This window comes from Komagataeibacter sp. FXV3, assembly GCF_015155755.1.
Classification (GTDB): Bacteria; Pseudomonadota; Alphaproteobacteria; order Acetobacterales; family Acetobacteraceae; genus Komagataeibacter.
In genome coordinates, this window is sequence record NZ_VWPI01000043.1 from 15,081 (window position 1) to 34,520 (window position 19,440).

At 57.8% G+C, this 19,440-nt stretch carries 14 protein-coding genes, 1 pseudogene and 3 riboswitches; of the genes and pseudogenes, 6 read left to right on the forward strand and 9 right to left on the reverse strand.

The annotated features are described in order from the left end of the window. Positions 1-90 precede the first annotated feature (90 nt). Positions 91-310: riboswitch (cobalamin riboswitch) on the reverse strand. A 97-nt stretch (positions 311-407) separates the two neighbouring features. Together F1542_RS17050 and F1542_RS04000 are read left to right on the forward strand one after the other, a co-directional pair. Continuing rightward, positions 408-1,379 (forward strand): DUF6925 family protein, encoded by a 972-nt coding sequence (locus tag F1542_RS17050; protein WP_227000950.1) that lies wholly within the window; start codon positions 408-410, stop codon positions 1,377-1,379. 4 nt (positions 1,380-1,383) lie between these two features. Then, the gene (locus F1542_RS04000) at positions 1,384-2,838 is read left to right on the forward strand and encodes a cobyric acid synthase (protein ID WP_141301087.1); all 1,455 of its coding nucleotides are present in this window, start codon (positions 1,384-1,386) and stop codon (positions 2,836-2,838) included. A gap of 202 nt (positions 2,839-3,040) precedes the next feature. Here F1542_RS04000 and F1542_RS04005 read toward each other — a convergent pair whose 3' ends face one another. From F1542_RS04005 to F1542_RS04020, 4 genes are all read right to left on the reverse strand, one after another. Then, positions 3,041-3,817, reverse strand: coding sequence for an aspartyl/asparaginyl beta-hydroxylase domain-containing protein (locus F1542_RS04005; protein WP_084296392.1), 777 nt, complete (start codon positions 3,815-3,817; stop codon positions 3,041-3,043). A 5-nt stretch (positions 3,818-3,822) separates the two neighbouring features. Continuing rightward, the gene (locus F1542_RS04010; RefSeq protein WP_227672456.1) at positions 3,823-4,812 is read right to left on the reverse strand and encodes a Rieske 2Fe-2S domain-containing protein; all 990 of its coding nucleotides are present in this window, start codon (positions 4,810-4,812) and stop codon (positions 3,823-3,825) included. A gap of 21 nt (positions 4,813-4,833) precedes the next feature. Next, complete coding sequence (locus F1542_RS04015; protein ID WP_227000954.1) at positions 4,834-5,562, reverse strand: 5-methyltetrahydropteroyltriglutamate--homocysteine methyltransferase; 729 nt, start codon at positions 5,560-5,562, stop codon at positions 4,834-4,836. Positions 5,563-5,872: 310 nt separating this feature from the next. Then, positions 5,873-6,107: riboswitch (cobalamin riboswitch) on the reverse strand. Between the two features lie 148 nt (positions 6,108-6,255). After that, positions 6,256-7,893 (reverse strand): carbohydrate porin, encoded by a 1,638-nt coding sequence (locus F1542_RS04020; protein ID WP_141301089.1) that lies wholly within the window; start codon positions 7,891-7,893, stop codon positions 6,256-6,258. Between the two features lie 155 nt (positions 7,894-8,048). After that, positions 8,049-8,281: riboswitch (cobalamin riboswitch) on the reverse strand. A 329-nt stretch (positions 8,282-8,610) separates the two neighbouring features. Here F1542_RS04020 and F1542_RS04025 point away from each other — a divergent pair. Further along, a complete protein-coding gene (locus tag F1542_RS04025) occupies positions 8,611-8,823 on the forward strand; it encodes a CbtB-domain containing protein (protein WP_010518378.1) in 213 nt (70 codons plus the stop codon). A gap of 13 nt (positions 8,824-8,836) precedes the next feature. Next, the gene (locus F1542_RS04030; protein WP_102325926.1) at positions 8,837-9,619 is read left to right on the forward strand and encodes a CbtA family protein; all 783 of its coding nucleotides are present in this window, start codon (positions 8,837-8,839) and stop codon (positions 9,617-9,619) included. Between the two features lie 508 nt (positions 9,620-10,127). On the opposite strand, the gene F1542_RS04035 is transcribed toward F1542_RS04030, so the two are convergent. After that, positions 10,128-10,802: a DUF1826 domain-containing protein gene (locus F1542_RS04035; protein ID WP_227672457.1), complete on the reverse strand. Its 675-nt coding sequence runs from the start codon at positions 10,800-10,802 to the stop codon at positions 10,128-10,130. Between F1542_RS04035 and F1542_RS04040 the strand changes: the two genes are divergently transcribed. After that, positions 10,789-12,021, forward strand: coding sequence for a GTP-binding protein (locus F1542_RS04040; protein WP_141301091.1), 1,233 nt, complete (start codon positions 10,789-10,791; stop codon positions 12,019-12,021). The two genes, F1542_RS04035 and F1542_RS04040, sit on opposite strands and share 14 nt — an antisense overlap. Beyond that, positions 12,014-12,346 (forward strand): DUF6525 family protein, encoded by a 333-nt coding sequence (locus tag F1542_RS04045; RefSeq protein WP_025811767.1) that lies wholly within the window; start codon positions 12,014-12,016, stop codon positions 12,344-12,346. The genes F1542_RS04040 and F1542_RS04045 overlap by 8 nt, the downstream gene beginning before the upstream one ends. Before the next feature lie 114 nt (positions 12,347-12,460). Here F1542_RS04045 and F1542_RS04050 read toward each other — a convergent pair. The 4 genes and pseudogenes from F1542_RS04050 to F1542_RS04065 all read right to left on the reverse strand — a co-directional run. Continuing rightward, positions 12,461-13,776: pseudogene (locus tag F1542_RS04050) on the reverse strand (OB-fold nucleic acid binding domain-containing protein); the annotation flags it as partial. Positions 13,777-14,111: 335 nt separating this feature from the next. Continuing rightward, on the reverse strand, positions 14,112-17,045 hold the full coding sequence (locus tag F1542_RS04055) for an IS110 family transposase (RefSeq protein WP_141301093.1): 2,934 nt from the start codon (positions 17,043-17,045) through the stop codon (positions 14,112-14,114). After that, the gene (locus tag F1542_RS04060) at positions 17,042-18,580 is read right to left on the reverse strand and encodes a DNA polymerase Y family protein (RefSeq protein WP_227000960.1); all 1,539 of its coding nucleotides are present in this window, start codon (positions 18,578-18,580) and stop codon (positions 17,042-17,044) included. Before F1542_RS04060 ends, F1542_RS04055 begins: the two co-directional genes overlap by 4 nt. Continuing rightward, positions 18,480-19,256 carry an ImuA family protein gene (locus tag F1542_RS04065; protein ID WP_141301095.1) on the reverse strand — a complete coding sequence of 259 codons (777 nt, stop codon included), beginning with the start codon at positions 19,254-19,256 and terminating at the stop codon, positions 18,480-18,482. The genes F1542_RS04060 and F1542_RS04065 overlap by 101 nt, the downstream gene beginning before the upstream one ends. Between the last annotated feature and the right edge of the window lie 184 nt (positions 19,257-19,440).

Here is a 19,440-nt window from a genome sequence, read left to right on the forward strand (position 1 = left end):
GTTGCCACGAGAGCGCGCTGCCACAGGATTTCCGATCTGCACGGAATCCTGTAACACCACACCGTCAGGACACCCCGCCCGACAGTTCCCGGTCGCAACCATCATGACGGCAGGTCTCCTGGCTCACGGCGTAGCGTCCTGCACAACCTTCCCGGAAAACCGCGGTTTCCAGTGGCCCGGACCATGACATCCGGTAATGCAAGGACAGACCGTTTACAGTTGCGGGGGCAGCCGGAGCATTGGATCGCAATCCGCACTCTGTTCCCTTTTCATCCCCCCGAAAGGGGACACCGTCGGAACGGTTCTGATCGGATGGGATGTTCTTGTCAACCCGCATTCAATCTTTCAGTATCCTGTCAGGATTGCTGTTATTTTCAGCCTGATTGATGAATCACAGGATATTTCCGATGAAACGTATCACGCCTTCCATGCTGACTTCACTGGCGCTGGATCTCCGTAACGGCTGGAGCATTGGAACATTTGGTGCGATCGGCGAATTCCATCATGTTCCGGATGATAGGGTCTGCCTCACCCCATGTCCTGACGGGCTGGAGATCGTCACCCAACGCGGTGCCATACGCATTAGTCCCAGCGAACCCTTGCATGCCCTTGCGTGGGACTCTCTCGTCGGAAAAGGCAGACGCTGGCGGCATAGCATGGCGTTATGCGGCCCGTTACAACTGACTGCGAAGCATACCCTGAAGGTTCTGGGAAAGGATGCGGACGCTGTCCGACCAGAGGATCGTGATGCGTGGCTGATTGATCTTGGAATTGGCGTGGGTCAGGTCCGGATGTGTGTAAGGACAGAAAATGCCCGCCTGGTTGAAGCCCTTGCTGTTGATACGGATGACCCATTGGCCGTCGTCACGGCTGCATTTGCGCTTCTGATGGAAGCCCAGCCCCACAGGGTCATGCTTTCGCCTGCTGGCAGGCTGGAGGTCTACCAACCCATTCCCGCGCCTGATGGAGACTCTCCACTCGGTGCCCATACCCACCTGCTGCCAAAACTGGTGAAGTTGAAACGGTCCTGCTCTGCTCTCGATCCCATTCCGGAAGGCTGGCAGCCTTTCCTGACACTTCATCCGGCGGCACCGTTCCGACCGTCCGATGATGATTCCCATGATTATGACCGGCTTGCCGATCTATCCTTTCTGCCGTTGCTTGAGGAATTCGGCATGGAGGAAGACTTGCAGGTTTCAGGCACATTCCAGGCCCATGTTCGTCAACATGGAACACCGGAAAATCTGAAAATACCCGCTACAAGACGTGGTCGCGCGCGCATGCATATCGAACTGCTTCGCATGGCAGCGCGGGCTCACGAGGGCATGGAGCGATTTGTGCCTGCCGACACGATCAAGAGCGCTACGGACTGCGGCTGATTCCATGACAGCGATCATGTTGCAGGGCACGGGATCCGATGTCGGAAAGTCCGTTTTGACGGCAGGTTTATGCCGGGTTTTCGCTAACCGTGGCCTGACGGTCCGGCCTTTCAAACCCCAGAATATGTCGAACAATGCCGCCGTGACGGTAGATGGAGGTGAAATCGGTCGGGCGCAGGCACTTCAGGCGCAGGCCTGCCGTATTGCCCCTTCCACCCTTATGAATCCGGTCCTTCTGAAACCGGAAAGTGATCATACAGCGCAGGTTATCGTCCGTGGACGCGCAAAAGGACACCTGCACGCTTCGAATTTTATCGGTGGCCGGGCCGCATTCCTGCCCGAGGTTCTGACCGCCTTCAGGACATTATGTAGCCAATCCGATCTCGTGATTGTCGAGGGCGCGGGCAGCCCGGCGGAAATCAATCTACGTCAGGGCGACATCGCCAATATGGGCTTTGCCAGAGCCGCGAATGTTCCGGTCGTCATGATCGGCGATATAGACCGGGGCGGCGTTATCGCGTCACTCGCCGGTACCCATGCTGTTCTTGATCCAGATGACCGTGAGTTGATCAAGGGATTCATCGTTAATCGCCTCCGGGGAGACGCCAGCATTTTCCAATCTGGGTATGACTTCATAGAAAAGTTTACCGGCTGGAAGGGGCTTGGCGTTCTTCCTTGGATAGACAGTATACGTGAACTGCCTTCTGAAGACAGTATTCCTGAAGATGTTGACTGTTCCGCGGCCTCACGGATCGAGATAGCCGTCCCCCTTATGCCCCGCATTGCCAATTTCGATGATCTTGATGCGCTGGAAGGTGAAACGCATGTAAAGATCACACGGATCCGGCCCGGGCAGCCCCTTCCCGCGTCCGCGCATGTCGTGTTCCTTCCTGGTAGCAAGGCGACAATAGCAGACCTGCAATTTTTCAGGCGGCAGGGATGGGATATTGATCTGGCGGGACACGTCAGGCGGGGTGGATATGTATTCGGTCTCTGCGGTGGCTATCAGATGCTGGGACAGACCATAAATGATCCCGACGGAATAGAAGGGAACCCGACCACGATACCAGGACTTGGACTTCTGGAGGTTGATACCGTTCTGACCCGTGACAAGCAGATCAACCAGACTTCAGGCATGACGCTTTCCGATAGCGCGCGATTCAGCGGCTACGAAATTCATTGTGGGGAAACAGTTCGATCACATCACCGGGTCATGCCCCTAATCAGATGCGACGACGGACGGTTGGACGGAGCAATAAGCCCGGACGGTCGTATTGCAGGCTGCTATGTGCACCGTCTGTTTGACATGACTAGCCAACGCGCGGCATGGCTGGACAGATGGGGCGCACGCTCCGATGGACTGGATTACACAGCGCGGGTGGAACGCGCCCTTGAAACCGTTGCTTCCACCATGGAAAGCAGTCTGGATATTGAAGGGTTACTGGCTATTGCCAGATGATCTTCTTTCCGTCTCAGGGCCTTGGTTCGTCAGGGCATCCAGACAAACAGGACAGAGACACCCTGCCTGAGCATCCGTCGGAACCGGCAGGCCACGGGGCTTTTCCATGCACCAGCACGCACCTTCAGGCTGACATGAAAAATCAGCACCGCACTTTTTACACTTTATCATTCTGCGCCTTCCCGTTGTTACCATGACTGGATCAAACAGTCAGTCCGCTGGTTTGGCGTTCTGTCCGGGCCATCTCATGATGGAGGGCATGCCAGTGTGCAAGATTGTTTTTGGCTTCCTGCACGAATGCCGAACGACGAACGGCCTTGAGAAACATACCCTGAACCAGACGGCCAACTCCGTATGTGGGCCGTTCAAACTGGATAAGCAACACTGCCCGATGATCCGATGTATTGTTCTGGACTTCATGAGGGTATGTGTCGTCAAACAGGATACATTTTCCATCCTGCCAGCATAACATTTGATCGTCTATCCGTATCCAGCAATCCCTGTAGTCCTGCGGCACCTGTAAACCCAGATGACAGGTTAACAGCCCTTTGGTCACTCCATTATGCAGCGGAATACGCGCACCAGGTTCAAGGAAAGAAACAAAGGCCGAGTTCAGTCCGGGAATGGCCGCAGCAAACCGTGCTGTGCAGGGCATCCGCCGGCAGTTCTCCAGAACGCAGTTCCCGTAGCCGTAAAGGAAAAATGACTTCCATCTTGTATCGGGTGCAATACGCGTATGGTCTGGCGAAATATCGCGCAGAGCGGGAAAACTGCTTACCCCATGCGTCATAAGGATCCTGAATTCCTCTATAATCCGGAACGCCCGCTGTTCCATGTTGGAAATCCATGGGAAAAGACTGGTATCAAGAACTGGCGTATCGGGAACAAGGGAATTGTGTGCAATCAGCGTGTTTAATAGAGGCCGCACTTTTTTACCAACCCGAATGATAAATGGCCGACTAGCAACAGCATCCGACATGAAATCTATCCTTCTTTAGCCATCCTTTGGTTATTTTTTGTTACAAGATCCTGCATAGCTTGTGCTGGCGGAAAGAAATCACTGTGCCCTACTCGACCAGACCGTTGGATGGCAGACCACTCCGCTTCCGGGAGGCTCTGCTCCTTCCACAGCAGTTTCCATAATAATTTCGCCCAAAGAGAACCCGATACGCGACCTGGCAGACGCGTATGGTCCTGCCGTATGGATATTTTACCGCACACACGTGTTCGGCCGTCACGTCCGGTCGGCATGTAACCAAGCCATATCTCCGCGCATAGTGTGGCATCGTCTTCGGAAGAAAAATAAACGTTCTGGTCAACCAGGGTCGTATCGACCGTCGCCCGCCAGGGCCGTGCCATACCAGGCAGAACCGATAATGGTGTGGAAGCCACAACACGGTAATGACTGGAAATCTGCTGTTCGGTAATGTTCTGATCAAGATAGGTTACCGATCCTGATGTCGTCCTTCTCCCAAAGCGTTGTACATGATCCATCAGAAGCGGAACTGGCGCATTGATTTCGCGTATGAATGTTTCATGACACCAGTCTTTACCATCGTGATGCGTCATGGCGGGAATCAACGCTTCGTCTGCATCGTCGGCATTACCTGAATACAGGAATATCCAGCCTTCTTTCTCCCTACATCCCCAGCCTTCCGCGCGCGGCGGCATTTCTTCCAGAACCATATCAGGAGAATAGCAACGGCCACTGCGTGCAAATTTGATCCCATGCAACGGACATCTGATAAAGGTTCCGCTGACCACGCCACGACTGAGTGGTACCTGACGATGCGTACACCGGTCATCAAGTGCGAACACCAGCCCTGCCTCTGGACGGACAATGACAACCGGTCTGCTGCCGCAATAAACCCCGATTGCTTTTTGATGTCTCAGATCTGCACTGCGCAAAGCGGGATACCATTGTGCATTGTGGTTCGGATCAAAAGGTTGCAGTAGAGTATGTGTCATGCCCATGACAATTCCTCCAAAATCTTGTTAGTGGACGAAGGTCGCCGCCACGCAAGCACGTTGAACCTTCGCCAGGTCTGAAAGTGTATTGTGAACCTCAGGCGGTAATTGCCTACCGTCCTTATTGGTGAAACGCATTGTCGTAGACGGTGTAATAATCACGCGCCTTCGTGGACATTCTGATCGGATCTTATCTATCCATCGCAGCGTGCTATAGACATCCGTTGGAATCCGATTCAGGCCGTCCACAACTCCCAGAAGAAGGTCACAGCGCGGATTAAGATTAGAGAGCACCGATGGAAGTTCTGCGCCGCCGCGCACCATATCGATATGAAGGCCATTCATCGGCAATGACATGACGTGGGGCAGGTTACGCCAGAAGCCCCCTCCTCCCCCGACGAAGACGAGGGATAGTGCATGTCCGGATGCCACCTCTGCCATGCTCCGCCATGCCAGTTCCATCGCCGTCTGGCGTTCTTTCGACATCGGACCAGCCGTTGTGACAGGTTCCGTAATCTGAACCCAGAAACAGCCTGCCGTGGCGAGTTCGTGCAGAATCTCGATGTACACCGGAAGAAGCTTCAATAACAACAGGACAGGGTCCGTGCCGTCAGTCCGGTCACATGCGGCAAGAAAGCTCACTGGCCCTAGAAGCACAGGCACAGTCGCGATCCCGCGTTGCCATGCATCAACAAATGCATCGCGGACAGGATTGCAGCATAAGTGGAAGAACGTCTGATCTGTCAGTTCGGGCATGCGCTTCCTGCCGCACTGAGGAGCCTTCCCCACACCCACCATCTGTGCTGTCTGCCACACGCGATGCCAGTCATCCGGGCAGGAATTGGACGCTACATGCGAGACGCCTGTGCGCCGCTGCAAAGCGGTCAATGCGGGGGTATCAAAACCCGAGAGACCAAGCGTCCCGGTCAGTAGCATGAGGGTTCACCGCAGGTCTGCGCATCATCATGCCAGTTTGTAATTGTGGAAGTGCCGTGTCGTTCAGCGACAGGCAAGCCTATGCAGTGCTGCAAAGCCGTGCTCCTGCCTCCGGTTCATCCCGCCCGGCGGCCGTGAGATCGACAGTGGCAGGTCTCCTGGCTCACGGATTATCGCAGATCGTGTCTACCTTCCCGTTGCTGATACAACAGTGGCCCATTCCCCTCAGAAAATGGACGACACGACCCCATACCGCTTACAGTTGCGGGAGCAGCCACCGACTGGCTTCCGGGATGGACCCTGCCGAAGCGGAACGGTGTTCCCTTTTCATCCGTTTGCACGGAACCACTGACTATATAGAAGGCGAATATGCCACCACCTTCCACTTTTCAGCAATGTTTTCCTTTCATTGCTGATCAGACGGCCAAGTACACTCTACGTCTCATCATATTCATACGTTTTATATGATTTAACAATAATATAAATTAGTACTTTCTGTTCGTGTATTTATACTTAAAAAGTAATGCTGCTGTGCAGGCCGAAAATCGCTTCGTCACCTACGCGGCGCAAACCGGTCCAATCCGGCGCGCCGCCCGAAGGGTGCCATACGTACTGGAAATCAGGCTGCATGACCATCCACGGCGTAACCTGCGCCTGATAGGTCAGTTCAAGATGGTTTTCATTGCCCTGCACAAGCGTCTGGCTGTCGCGGTCAAATTGCCGCAGGCCGGAACTGGCGCGACCAATACCCCAGCCCAGACCGATCGTGTCGTTATCGCGCCCCTTGAACGGCGCCTTAAGATTCAGGCCAGCGTCAATGGCGAAGCTGATCTGGTTACGATCACCGCCATTACCCGTGGCGCGTACGAACACGCCCACCGAGCGGGCCGATGTGAGCGACGGCCGCCAGATCATCTGGTCGATGATACCATACACCATCCAGTTACCCCGGTCCCAGCGCGGGGTCAGGTCACTTTGTGGCGTGGCTGCGGTGGCGTTGGCCACGGCAGCTCCTAACGAACCGCCATTGCGGTTGTAACGATAGTCGGCGAACTTCGCGGTATCATAGAACCCGCCCAGCTTGTACACGCCCGGCAGGCCAGGATTCTTGGTCACGTTCGACATGTCGGCCGGCTGCGGGTTAAGCGCGTATTGCAGTTCGGTCATTAGCAGGGCACCGGTGCCCATGTTGAAATTGGTGCCGTTGGCGCCATCATAGGTCTGGCTGGTGGGATCGGAATTATAGCCGCTGATGGAGCCGGTAGCCTGCTGGATGGGGGTAGAATTATAGCGGTTACCCGGCGGATTGTCGTCCGCTGCGGCAAACATGAAGGTGAACTTCTCGCTCGGCCGGTAGCGGATCCGGATGGCGGGAGACGACAGCGGCCAGGATGGCCCGCCGCCATACAGGTTGACCGAGGGCGCCATGGGCCAGCCGAAATTGGCGTTGAGGTAAAGCGAGGCGTAATCGCTGATCAGGAACTCGGTATCAAGATCCTGCTGGCCGATCTTTACGTCCAGTTTGCCGCCAAGGAAAGACTGCTGGTACCATAGTTCGAACAGGCGGGTGGAACGGTCAGCCTCAAATCCGCTGACAGGGTTGAAATTGGCCAGATGGTCCTGCGAGATCGAGCGTCCGCGTGTCTGCAGTGCGCTGACATTGAACAGCCCCCCCTTCAGCCCGAACAGTTTCTCGGTATCGACGGTCAGCGTGGGCATGGTTACACCGTCGTAGGACGGGCCGGTGCCTGATCCGCCTGCACCATCATTACCAGAAGCCGAACCGCCAGTCCCGTTGCCCCAGAGTTCATCGACTTCCTGGATGTCGAAGCTGATGCCGTGCTTGTACATCCATGACCGCGCGCCCCACATATTGCCTAGCAGGTTACCGCTGGTGTCGAGTTTATCGTCACCAGCCGCCTTCTCCGCCGCATCGGCTTGCGCGCGCTCCGAATCACGTATGGTTGCTGGGTCGATCTGCTCAACCAGCGGAGTGGAGTTGCCAAGGCGCGCCCGATCTTCCTCGATCTGGGTCTGAGGAGCCTGAGCATAAGCGGCTGAGTATGCGAAGAGACTTCCTACCAGAGTGGAATTGATAAAAAGCAAACGAGCCGAGCGTCGCGTAACGCCCGGAGAGTCAAGAAATGTCATGGAGAGAGCCTGTCGGGGAAGCGTCGGTAAAAGGAGCAACAATTCCGAATGCAGTCATTTCCCGACTGGGAAACAAACACGCATGCCATCGCGACAGAGCGTCAAAGAAGAAAATGCATCACGCCTTGATCCGCCTCCGGCTCCACCCGCCCGGCGACATATCTGAACTCGACGGTAGGTCTCCTGACTCACGGGTCACCACGTTGCATCCGCCTTCCCAACCGAAGTCAGTGGCTGCTACCCAATCTGGTAGCTGAGGACACAATGCTCGCCGTCTACAGTTGCGGGGGCAGCTGTCGACTGAACTCCCGGGGAAATTGCCCCAGCCAGAGTGATACGACATTCCCTTTTCACCCGTTCGCACGGGACCGTCGACTTGATAGACAGTATTATAAAATTCTTATCCCCAAAAAGGCAAGACAGGATAATTAGAGAAATCCCTTCCTGATGGATATTGACCGCCTGCGCTTCGGCGTTTCACCTGCAGCCGTGGTAGTTCATGTCAAATTATGTCAGGCTATGCTCTTTTAGGAGTTTTAGATTAAGGGAGAGTAGATTATACCCCTGCAGGCCATAAACGCGGAAGCCGGTGAAATCCCGGCACGGTTGCGCCACTGTAAGCAGGTGTAGAACACAATTTTCTACCCGAAAGTCAGACCCGCGCATGGCTCCGTTCCGAGCGAAACAGGACGCATTTTTCCTGAGGAGTCGTATAAAATGTCTGATACTGCAATAGGTTCCCACGCCATCCCCTCTCCCGCGCCTATTCCCGTCAGGGAGATAGCGCCGTGGTTGGTTTTCGGCTTACTGATGCTGCTGGCCCTTTATTTTGTCGGCGCAGAGGAAGGGGCGACATCAATTATTCCTGGCATGTATGTGCACGAGTGGGTGCATGACAGTCGCCATCTTCTGGGTTTCCCCTGCCACTGACATGGAAAACAGAATGATGGTCCGCACCCTACTTATTCGCGGAATGCTCGTCGGTTTTCTGGCCGGCATTCTGGTATTCAGTTTCGCAAAAGTTTTTGGAGAACCTCAGGTCGATCATGCCATTGCATTTGAATCTGCCATGGACGAGGCTAAAGCCAAGGCAGATCTGGAGCGAGGCATCCATGATGTTGAAGAGCCGGAACTTGTAAGCCGGAAACTTCAAGCCAGTTACGGATTGCTCACAGGTGTAATGGTTTACTCGACAGCGTTTGGCGGGCTTTTCGCTCTTGTATTTTCTTATGCAAATGGGCGCATGAAAAGCACAGACCCTCGTGTTGTGTCTGTTCTGCTGGCGATAACCGGGATTATTGCGGTATATGTGGTGCCAAGCATCAAGTATCCTGCCAACCCGCCATCCGTAGGAAACCCGGATACAATTGGCATGCGGACAGAATTGTATTTTATAATGATGCTGGTCTCCCTACTGGGGATGATCGCAGCCACAATGCTTCAGGGACGCTTACGTCAGCAATATAATGCATGGACATCAACTTATCTTGCAGGCGCGTGTTATATTCTGATTGTCTTTACAACAGGCGAGTTACTTCCTGCGGTTAATGAAGTCCCCTCTAATTTCCCTGCTGATTTGCTCTGGAATTTCAGGATTGATTCCTTAGGCATGCAGATCATCATGTGGACCACACTGGGTCTGGGTTTCGGTGCCTTTACTGAATATGCAAATCGAAACCGGTTTGGATATCGTAATGGCGCTAACATTCAGCTTAATGCCCATTAAAATGGCTTGAAGTTAAAAACGTGAGAACTGGCGTTGACTTGAAGTCACGCCAGATACTCAATGACAATTACGAGATTTTTCCGCGATATTTATGGGAAACTCGCCAATATCCATCACAACGTACTGTTTTCGGTTGCCGATTTCCCCATGCGCCAACAGGCATAGGAAAGGGCGAAAATTTCGCGACCAGATGGTGCCCTTCCCTTTTCTTTCCACAAGCAGTCCAAAACCCAGCATCTGCCCTGACAGAACTACAGACTAATATTAAGCCCGACAATAATATCACGCGTCGCTGTTTCGTGCCCCAGTGTCATGGACACTATGCCCGCCACCGTCATGTCGGCGCTACGCCACAGTTCATCGTTCCAAACAAAGGAGCGATCGGCCCATGCTGATACGATTCAACCATGACTCGGGTTGTCCATCACACCGACAGTTCGCCCCGCTGTCGGGCAAGAGCGTTGGCGATCCTAGCCGAAAGCAGCTTGAATGCTACGGCATTAAGGCGTCATCGCCGTCCCATGCCACATGCGTCCGGATGGTCAAGGGTCAGAAGCAGGCGCGTAACAGGAACCGGGAGATCCGAGATGGGCGGCGAACGGTGCAGTACTGCCCCTTTTGTCGACCAACCGGGATATAACCGCCCTTTCAGAAGGGTGATCCAGCACGCTGGCGTATCATGGATGATCTCGCTGTCAGCATGTTTCCATTGAACCCCAGGGCCAGTGTAGGTGCACAGGAGACGTAACGGAACATGGTCAACATGAAAGCGGCGGCAACTGTCGTGTCTGACTTTTTCCAGCCGGAAGCGGATTTCGGCCAGACCTGACAGGCGCTGATAGCGACGGGCTAGGCACAGGGCATCTTCAGCAAGCGCCTGCGCGCCTGCTGGTAAAAGAGTCCGCAACTCGGTTTCAAGAATTCCAGTAGTGCCCCGACGCAGGAACAGGTCCGGGCCGTGCGCATTCCACAAGGCCGCAGCCTGCATGATATCCTGCCCGAGGTGACGTTCCTGCTGAACGATGAAACAGTCTTGCCTGTCAATGTTCTGGAACGGCATCGGGATGGCAGAAAGCGGACGGGTCGGACAGGACTGTCGCATGTCAGGGCCTTTAGGGATTGTTATATTATAACGTAACATATAAGTTCGGCGGATCGCAACCCAATGAATGGTGTCCGTCATGCGCGAAAGACTTCCGGTAACGGTTCTTTCCGGCTTTCTGGGAGCTGGAAAGACGACGCTTCTCAACCACGTGCTCAATAACCGCGAGGGCCGGAAAGTCGCGGTCATCGTCAATGACATGAGCGACGTGAATATTGACGCCGATCTGGTGCGCGACGGCAGTGACCTGTCCCGAACAAATGAAACGCTGGTCGAGATGAGCAATGGCTGCATCTGCTGCACGTTACGCGATGACCTGCTGCACGAAGTCCGGCGACTGGCGGAAGAAGGCCGCTTCGATTACCTCCTGATTGAATCAACAGGGATTGCGGAGCCGCTTCCGGTTGCAGCGACATTCGAGTTTCGTGACGAGGCGGGCGAGAGCCTGTCCGACATTGCACGGCTCGATACGATGGTCACGGTGGTGGATGCCGTCAACCTGCTGAAGGATTACGCCTCGACGGACTTCCTGCGCGACCGGGGCGAGACAGCGGGCGATGAGGATGACAGGGCGCTGGTTGACCTGCTGGTCGAGCAGATCGAGTTTGCCGATGTGGTGGTGCTGAACAAGGTCTCGAGCGCTACGCCAGCGCAGCGCGAAGCCGCGCGGCAGGTCATTCAGGCCCTTAACGCCGATGCGGATATTATCGAAACGGATCAGGGCATCGTACCCTGCGCGCGCATTCTCGATACACACCGCTTCGATTACGACCGGGCGCACAAACATCCACTCTGGTACAAGGAACTGTTCGAATTCCACAACCATGTTCCCGAAACCGAGGAATATGGCATCCATACCTTTGTCTGGCGCGCCCGCCGCCCGCTTGTGCCCGAGCGCTTCAAGGCCTTTATCGACTCTTCCTGGCCGGGCGTGATCCGGGCGAAGGGTCATTTCTGGCTGGCGACCCGTCCGCACTGGGTGGGCGAACTGGGGCAGGCCGGAGCCTTGATCCGCACGCAGGCCATGGGGCGGTGGTGGGTAACGATACCCAAAAACCAGTGGCCGGACAGTGATGAATGGCGCGACCTGATCCTGTCGAAATGGGATCCGGTTTATGGGGACCGCCGGCAGGAGATCGTATTTATCGGCACGGCAGAAATGGATGATGCCGCCATTGCCGCGGTGCTGGATGCCTGCCTTGTGCCCGACTTTGATGTGCAGCAGTTCGATCCGTTGCTGTTTGCCCATCTGCCTGACCCATTCCCCGCCTGGGGGCAGGGAGAAATGGCGGATGCGTAAGGTGACGGCAGATAACGAACGGACATTACGCCACGAGATGTGGCGGCGGTATGCAGGCAATGACTGGGCCGCCTTTGACGCGCTGCCCCCAGCAATCCGCCAGCGGGTAACAGCGCATGCCTATGATGCCTGGTCGGTCAATGTGATGATGCTGTGGCAACATTACAAACGGCTTTATGGACGCACGATGCGCGCCGAGCGCGCGCTGATCCGGTATCTTGATTATTGCGAACGGCTGGAGCGCGAAGCTTTCGCGTCACGCTACAGCGCAGCCTACGGCATGGTCCTGCCGCATGACGCCGCCTGCGTGTCAGTGCTGAGGTAAAATCAGTATTTTACTGTCATGGCACTCGTATTTTCAGAGAGCATCCTCATTGGGATCGCCAGCCTGAAAAATAATCCGATGCTGCCCGTTGGGACGATTATGCCTGTAGAGCGTTCAATGGAAATTTCGTGCCTTAACCACGATATTTTCTCGCAAGCGACCCTGGTCATGGTCGGGGAAGACCTGTAGCGACCGGTTCCCCACATCGGCTAGCAAGTGGGAAAGATCCACAATCTCACGTGTCACGAGATGCACCACCTCCCCTTCCTTCTGCAGTCGCCCGACAACCCCAAGCATCTGGCCTGAGAGGACCACACGACGAAAGCGCTCGAACATATCGGGCCAGATAATCACGTTGATCGCCGCCGTTTCATCCTCCAGCGTCATGAACACCACGCCCTCGGCTGAACCGGGTCGCTGGCGGACCAGCACCAACCCAGCCACCGACAGGCTGCTCCTGTCCCTTGCCTCAAAGGCCTGCCGGCACGTCACCATTCCGCGCTCGATAAGATCGGCACGCAGGAACGCCACGGGATGATCCCGCAGGGTCAGGCCGGTGCGGTTGTAATCCCGTGCGACCTCGGCCCCGTCCCGCATGGGCTGGAGCAGCACGTCGGGTTCTTCCGCTTCACGCATGACGGCGGCTGCGGCAAACAGCTGCAGGGGTTCGTCACGTAATGCCTTGATGGCCCACAGCGCCTCGCGCCGGGCCAGACCCAGCCCCGGCCGGAAGGCGTCCGCCTCGGCCAGATGGGTCAGGGCCGTTCCCTTCACCCCTGCCCTGCGCCACAGATCGTCGACCGAGGCAAAGGGACGGTCGCCCCGCGCCGCCACGATGCGGGCGGCCTCCTCATTGGCCAGCCCTTTCACCAGGTTCATGCCCAGGCGGACGGCAAACAGCCCGTCATCCCGCTCCGGGCCTTCCAGCGTGCTGTCCCAGCGCGAGGCGTTGATGCAGATCGGCCGGATCTCGACCCCGTGTTCGCGCGCATCACGCACAAGCTGCGCCGGGGCATAGAATCCCATGGGCTGGCTGTTCAGGAGTGCTGCCAGAAATACATCCGGATGGGCACATTTCATCCAGGATGACGAATAGGCAAGGATGGCAAATGAGGCGGCATGGCTTTCGGGAAAGCCGTAACTGCCAAACCCCTCCAGTTGCTGGAAGATGCGCTCGGCAAAGGTCTCGGGATAACCGCGCGCCGTCATCCCCTCGATCAGGCGCGTGCGGAAGCGTGAGACCGTGCCGGTATTCTTGAACGTCGCCATGGCCCGGCGCAGACCATGGCCACCTGCATCACCTGTTCCTGGAACAGCGGAATGCCCAGCGTCTTCCTGAGCACCTTTTCGAGTTCCGGCGTCGGGTAGATCTCCTTTTCCTGCCCGGCCCGCCGGCGCAGATAGGGATGCACCATGTCGCCCTTATGTGGACGGCCTTTACGATGCAAGAGGTCACATTGATTGCATTGTCGTATCTTTCTTCTGCGTATTTTCGCTCCAGCGAAATGCACTGATACTGTCATGATGTGGAGATCCGGTCAGATGCGCCCTTATGTCCGGCCTGTTTATGCGAAATCCTTCGCTGGCCATCATGGGTGTTCGCTTGCGTGTCAGGCACCAATCTGGATCTCGTGCTCAATGGCACATGGGGACATTCGGTATTGCCTGAACTGCTTCTGATTACAGTCTTTCCCATCACGCGGTCAGTGCATACTGCCGGATCTACCGGGGCTTATTCCGGTATCCATCATCCTGGTGGTACATGTCAGACTATAGCGACACTGCGACCGGCCGGACGATAGATCTCTTTGCGCGACAACAAAACCCAGATGATCCGGGCCAGCTTGTTGGCTAACGCCACGGTTGCCAGACGGCCCGGGCGACGTTCCAGAAGCTTGCAAAGCCATACTCCCGCAGCGCTATCCCATTTCTGTGCGCGGTAAAGCATGGATGTTGCGCTCAGAACGAGCATCTTTCTTATTTCCCGGTTGCCCGTTTTGGTAATTCTGCCCAATCGGGTTTTTCCGCCCGATGAATGCTGGCGCGGTACGAGACCAAGCCAGGCTGCGAAGTGCCGGGCCGTATCGAAGGCCCCAATATCGGTAACAGACGCGACAATCAGGGAGGCGGTTACCGGACCAATGCCCGGGATGGTCAAAAGACGGCGAGCATCTTCATCCTGTTTGGCATGTGTCCGGATACCTCCTTCCAGGTTTTCTATGCTTTCGTTCAGTCGACCATACTGTTCAAAGAGCAGCATGGTTGTCTGTTTCAGGGCATCAGGCAAATTGGATGAGGTTTCGATTTTCGCCAGAAGTTCGGGCAGACGGGCATTTCCAAGGGGAACAATCAAACCGAATTCCGCTGCAAGTGCACGCAACGCATTCACCAGCATCGTTTGCTGTTTGACCAGAAGGGTACGAGTTGAGTGCAGCGATAACAGGCTTTGCTGCTCCCGATTTTTAATCGGGACGAAGCGCGTGTCGGGATGGATCGCGGCAAGACAAATCGCGGCGGCATCAACAGCATCGTTTTTCTTGCCACGTTTGACAAATGGTTTGACCATTTCAGGGGGAATGAGTTTTACCTCATGACCGGTGTCACGGATGACACGAGCCCAGTGATGCGACGTGCTACAGGCTTCGAGTACGACCAGGCAGCGCTCCAGCCTTTCAAAGAATGAGATAACTTCACTCCGCCCGAGTTTCTTCTTGAGCAGACATTTTCCGCTTGCGTCCGTGCCATGCACTTGAAAAACAGACTTGGCGATATCCAGGCCGATTATGGTAACTTTCATCCGGGCGGTCTCCTCTGAATGGTCTTCCGACCTCATCATGGCACATTGATGTCGCATGGAGGCCGTCCACCCCATCTGGATAGGACCGGGCCGGACAATGGCCACCTCGATCACCAGATCATAGAACACCCGGGGCCTGAGACGTGGCAGCATGGACATCTGGGCGCGGGATTCGATCTGGAACACCCCGATCGTGTCCGCCTTCCGGATCATGGCGTAGGTCCGCGGATCCTCGGCCGGAATGGTCTGCAGCGTGTAATGCTGCCCCTTGTGTTCGGCCAGAAGGTCCAGCCCTTTCTTCATGCAGGTCAGCATGCCCAGCGCCAGCACATCGACCTTCATGAATTTCAGGACGTCGATATCGTCCTTGTCCCATTCGATGATCTGGCGAGCGTCCATGGCCGCCGGTTCGATCGGTACCAGTTCATCCAGCCGGTCATGGGTCAGGACAAACCCGCCGGGATGCTGCGACAGGTGGCGCGGCACGCCGATCAGGCAGCGCGCCAGATCCAGCGTCAGCCGGATGCGCCGGTCGGACAGGTCGATCCCTGTCTCATTCAGCGCGTCCTCATCCAGCTTCCGCCCCCAGCCCCAGATCTGGCCGGACAGGGTGCGAATCAGGTCTTCGGGCAGACCCATGACCTTGCCGACATCGCGCAGCGCCCCCTTCGCACGATAACGCGTGACCACCGCCGTAAGGGCAGCGTGGTTACGACCATAATGGCCGTAAATCCACTGGATCACCTGCTCCCGGCGCGCATGCTCAAAATCCACGTCGATATCGGGCGGCTCGCGGCGCTCTTCGGAGACGAAGCGTTCGAAGATCAGCGACGTCCGTGCCGGATCGATGGCGGTAATGCCCAGCACGTAGCAGACAGCGGAATTGGCTGCCGATCCCCGCCCCTGGCACAGGATGCCCTGCGATCGGGCGTAACGGACGATACTGTGGACGGTCAGGAAATACGGCGCATAATCCATGCGCCCGATCAGGGCGAGTTCATGGCTGAGGGTTTTCCTGACCTCGGGCCGAATCCCTTCGGGATAGGCCGCTGCCGCCCCTTCCCAGGTCAGGGCTTCGAGCGCCTGCTGCGGCGTCTGGCCGGGGACGGAGACCTCGTCTGGATACTGGTAGGCCAGGTCATCAAGACTGAAGCGACAATGGGCCACGATCTCACGGGTCCGGTCGATCGCCTCGGGATACCGGCTGAACAGCCGGGCCATTTCCGCGGGCGGCTTGAGGTAGCGGTCTGCATGGCGCTCCCGCGCGAACCCGGCTTCATCGATGGTGGTGTGGTTGCGGATGCAGGTCACCACATCCTGCAGGATGCGCCGGTCATGGGTGTGGAACAGCACGTCATTGGTCACGACCATTGGCACCCGCGCCTGATGGACGAGGTTCGCCAGTTCATACAGCCGCATCTGGTCATTGGGCCGGCGCCGTAGGGTCAGCGCCATGGAGGCCCGGTCGGCAAAGGCGTCCTTCAGCTTGCGCAGATGCAGGGCGCAGGCATCATCCGCCGTATCCGGGAGCAGGATCACAAGGAGGCCCTCGCCCCATGCCACCAGATCCTCCCAGAGCAGATGGCATTTCCCCTTCCCGGCCCGGGCCTTGCCAAGGCTCAGCAGTCGGCACAGGCGACCATAGGCGGCCCGGTCCGTCGAGTAGACCAGCACGGGCGCGAAATCGGCGAGGTCGAGACGGCAGCCCACGACCAGGCGGATGCCGGTCTCTTTGGCCGCGACATGGGCCTGCACCATGCCTGCCAGGGAATTGCGGTCGCAGATCCCCAGCGCTTCAATGCCAAGGGCCTTTGCCTGCTCGAACAGTTCAATTGGTGAGGACGCGCCGCGCAGGAACGAGAAATACGTCGTCACCTGCAGTTCGGCGTACTGCACACTCATTCAAAGAGACCGTGCAGGAACCAGCCCTGCGAACCCGTTTCACCATGTTCGCCATCCCCGGTCCGGTAAACCCAGAATGTCTCTCCGCTGGTGTCTTCCACCCGAAAATAGTCCCGCACGGTGGTCAGTTCGGCATCGCCCTTCCACCATTCGCCAAACACCCGCTCGGGGCCATCAGCGCATCTGATCCGGCGGCGGATGCCACGCCAGATGAAGAAGACCGGCGGATGGTCGGGCAGTACCGCCATGGTCTGGATCGGCTCGGGACGGGGCAGCAGGCGCGTGGGGCGCGGCCAGTGATCAGGCCAGTCCCTTGCGTCCTCGGATGCGAGGGCAGGCACGCGGCAGACGGCCCGTTCCGGCACGTCGCTTTCCACCGGGGCGAAGCGATACAGGGCCTGCGTGCCGACACGGTTGGCAAGGGTGTCGATCAGGTCGGAGACGTCGGCCTCTTCCTCCTCGATCAGGGCGGATACACCCTGGCGGTGCAGGATCGGCTCGGCCAGTGACGCCGTCAGCACCATGCGCTCGATCCCGAAGCCCGGATCGATGGTCTCGATCCTGTCACAGAGCAGACGGGTCAGGCGTCTGACGTCCCGCACCGGCATGGCCGTGGCCACGCGGACGGCCTCGGTGCGGCTGTCCACCCGGTGCAGCAGCAGGTCGAGGCGACGCACGCCCTGCTCGCGTTCCTCCAGCCCGGCGCACAGGGGCGGGACGAGTTTGGTGATGTAGCGGGCTATGGTCTCGGCTGCGCTGATCGGTTCGGCAAAGTTCCGGCTGACCTGCACCGGCGTCTGCAGCCGGACCGGGACAATGGCTTCCGCCTGCCGTCCGAAAGCCTGGTCCAGCCTGCGGGCGACATCCGGACCGAAGCGCAGGGCCAGCGGCGCACGCGGCATGCCGGCCAGCGGGCCGATGCGTGATACGCCCAGCCCATGGAGGCCATCGATGATATCCACCGGCAGGCGCAGGGCTTCAATGGGCAGGTCGGCAATCGCTGCCGCAGTCTCACCAGGCGGCACGAGGGTGATGCGTTCCCGGCCATAGCGCGCCAGCGCATGGGCCGCACCCCATGTATCGGCAATCGCGGCCCGGGCCGTGATCCCGGACTCCTTCAGGCGGGTAACCATGTTCTCCAGCATGACGGCCTCGCCCCCATGCAGGTGATCGGCACCGGTCGTATCCAGCACGATGCCGTCTGGCGGATCGGGGGCCACGATGGGGGCGATGCGGTGCTGGAACCACAGGGCCAGCCGCTCCAGCCCTGCCCGGTCACCGTCCGGGTCGGCATCCATGATGAGCAGATCGGGATGGAGCGCCTGCGCTTTCGCGACAGGCGTGCCGGGACGCAGGCCCAGCCTGCGGGCGGCGAGGTCGACCGACAGCACGACCCGTCGCCGCCCTTCCCGCCCGGCCAGCACCAATGGGCAGTCAGGCGCGGGCGCGTCGGTGCCCAGCCGCTTCCTGAGCCGGTCTGTCGGCCAGAGCGGCAGGTAGAGTGAGACGACACGGTGCCAGTCTCCCTTTGGCATCACAGGCCTCCACTTCGAAATCGGCGCATTCGCCCGCACGGGCACGGATCAGTTCCAGCAGCCAGCGGGACCGGCCGACGCCGGGGACCGGCAGCGGCACGGATGGCAGGACCGAGACCCGCCACCGGGTGACCGACGCGGTAGGCTGGCCGAAATCGGCCGCATCCGTCTGTCGCCGCCAGCGTCGTATGGCGATGCCCAGCGCGCCGGATGTCTCGGCCGCCAGCTGCAGGCGGCGTGAGGCGGTCATGGACAGGCGGGCGACCTCGGCCACGACCGCCCCCAGTCCCTGATGGCGCAATGCCTCCTCGAAACAGGCCAGGACATCGACGTCCGAACTGGCCGCGACATAAATGGTCCGTCGTGCCGACAGGCCGACCTGCTGCAGTGCCGGGGCATACAGGTCCTGACGGGTGGCGATCCACAGCACCTTGCCCCGTGTCCGCGCTGCGATTCCGGCAGAAAACAGCCCGGATGCCGCCGCATTGAGGGCATCATGACCGCCGCCTGCCACCTCATGCAGCGCGCCCAGCGCCAGGCCACCATCCGGCAGACGACCGTCAATCTCAGGCATGCCGAAGGGCAGCACGCCCCGCCTGCGTCGGCCCTGGCCTTCGAGGCGGCTGACCTGTGCTCTCAGCGCCTCCAGCGCGGGACGGGGTTCGGGTGCGGGCATGGGGTCGGACAGTCCATTCGGGTGTTTCTGGCACGGAATCAGTGATCGTGTTCGTTATTTGTTCTGGTACGGTGACGAATGTCAACCCATCCTGGAAAAGCGGCTGTGATCCGGACGCGGGTAAAGGCGTGTCGGTCAATCCAGGCTTGATGAAAACTGTCTAGATTGCAGGAGTTTATCAGGA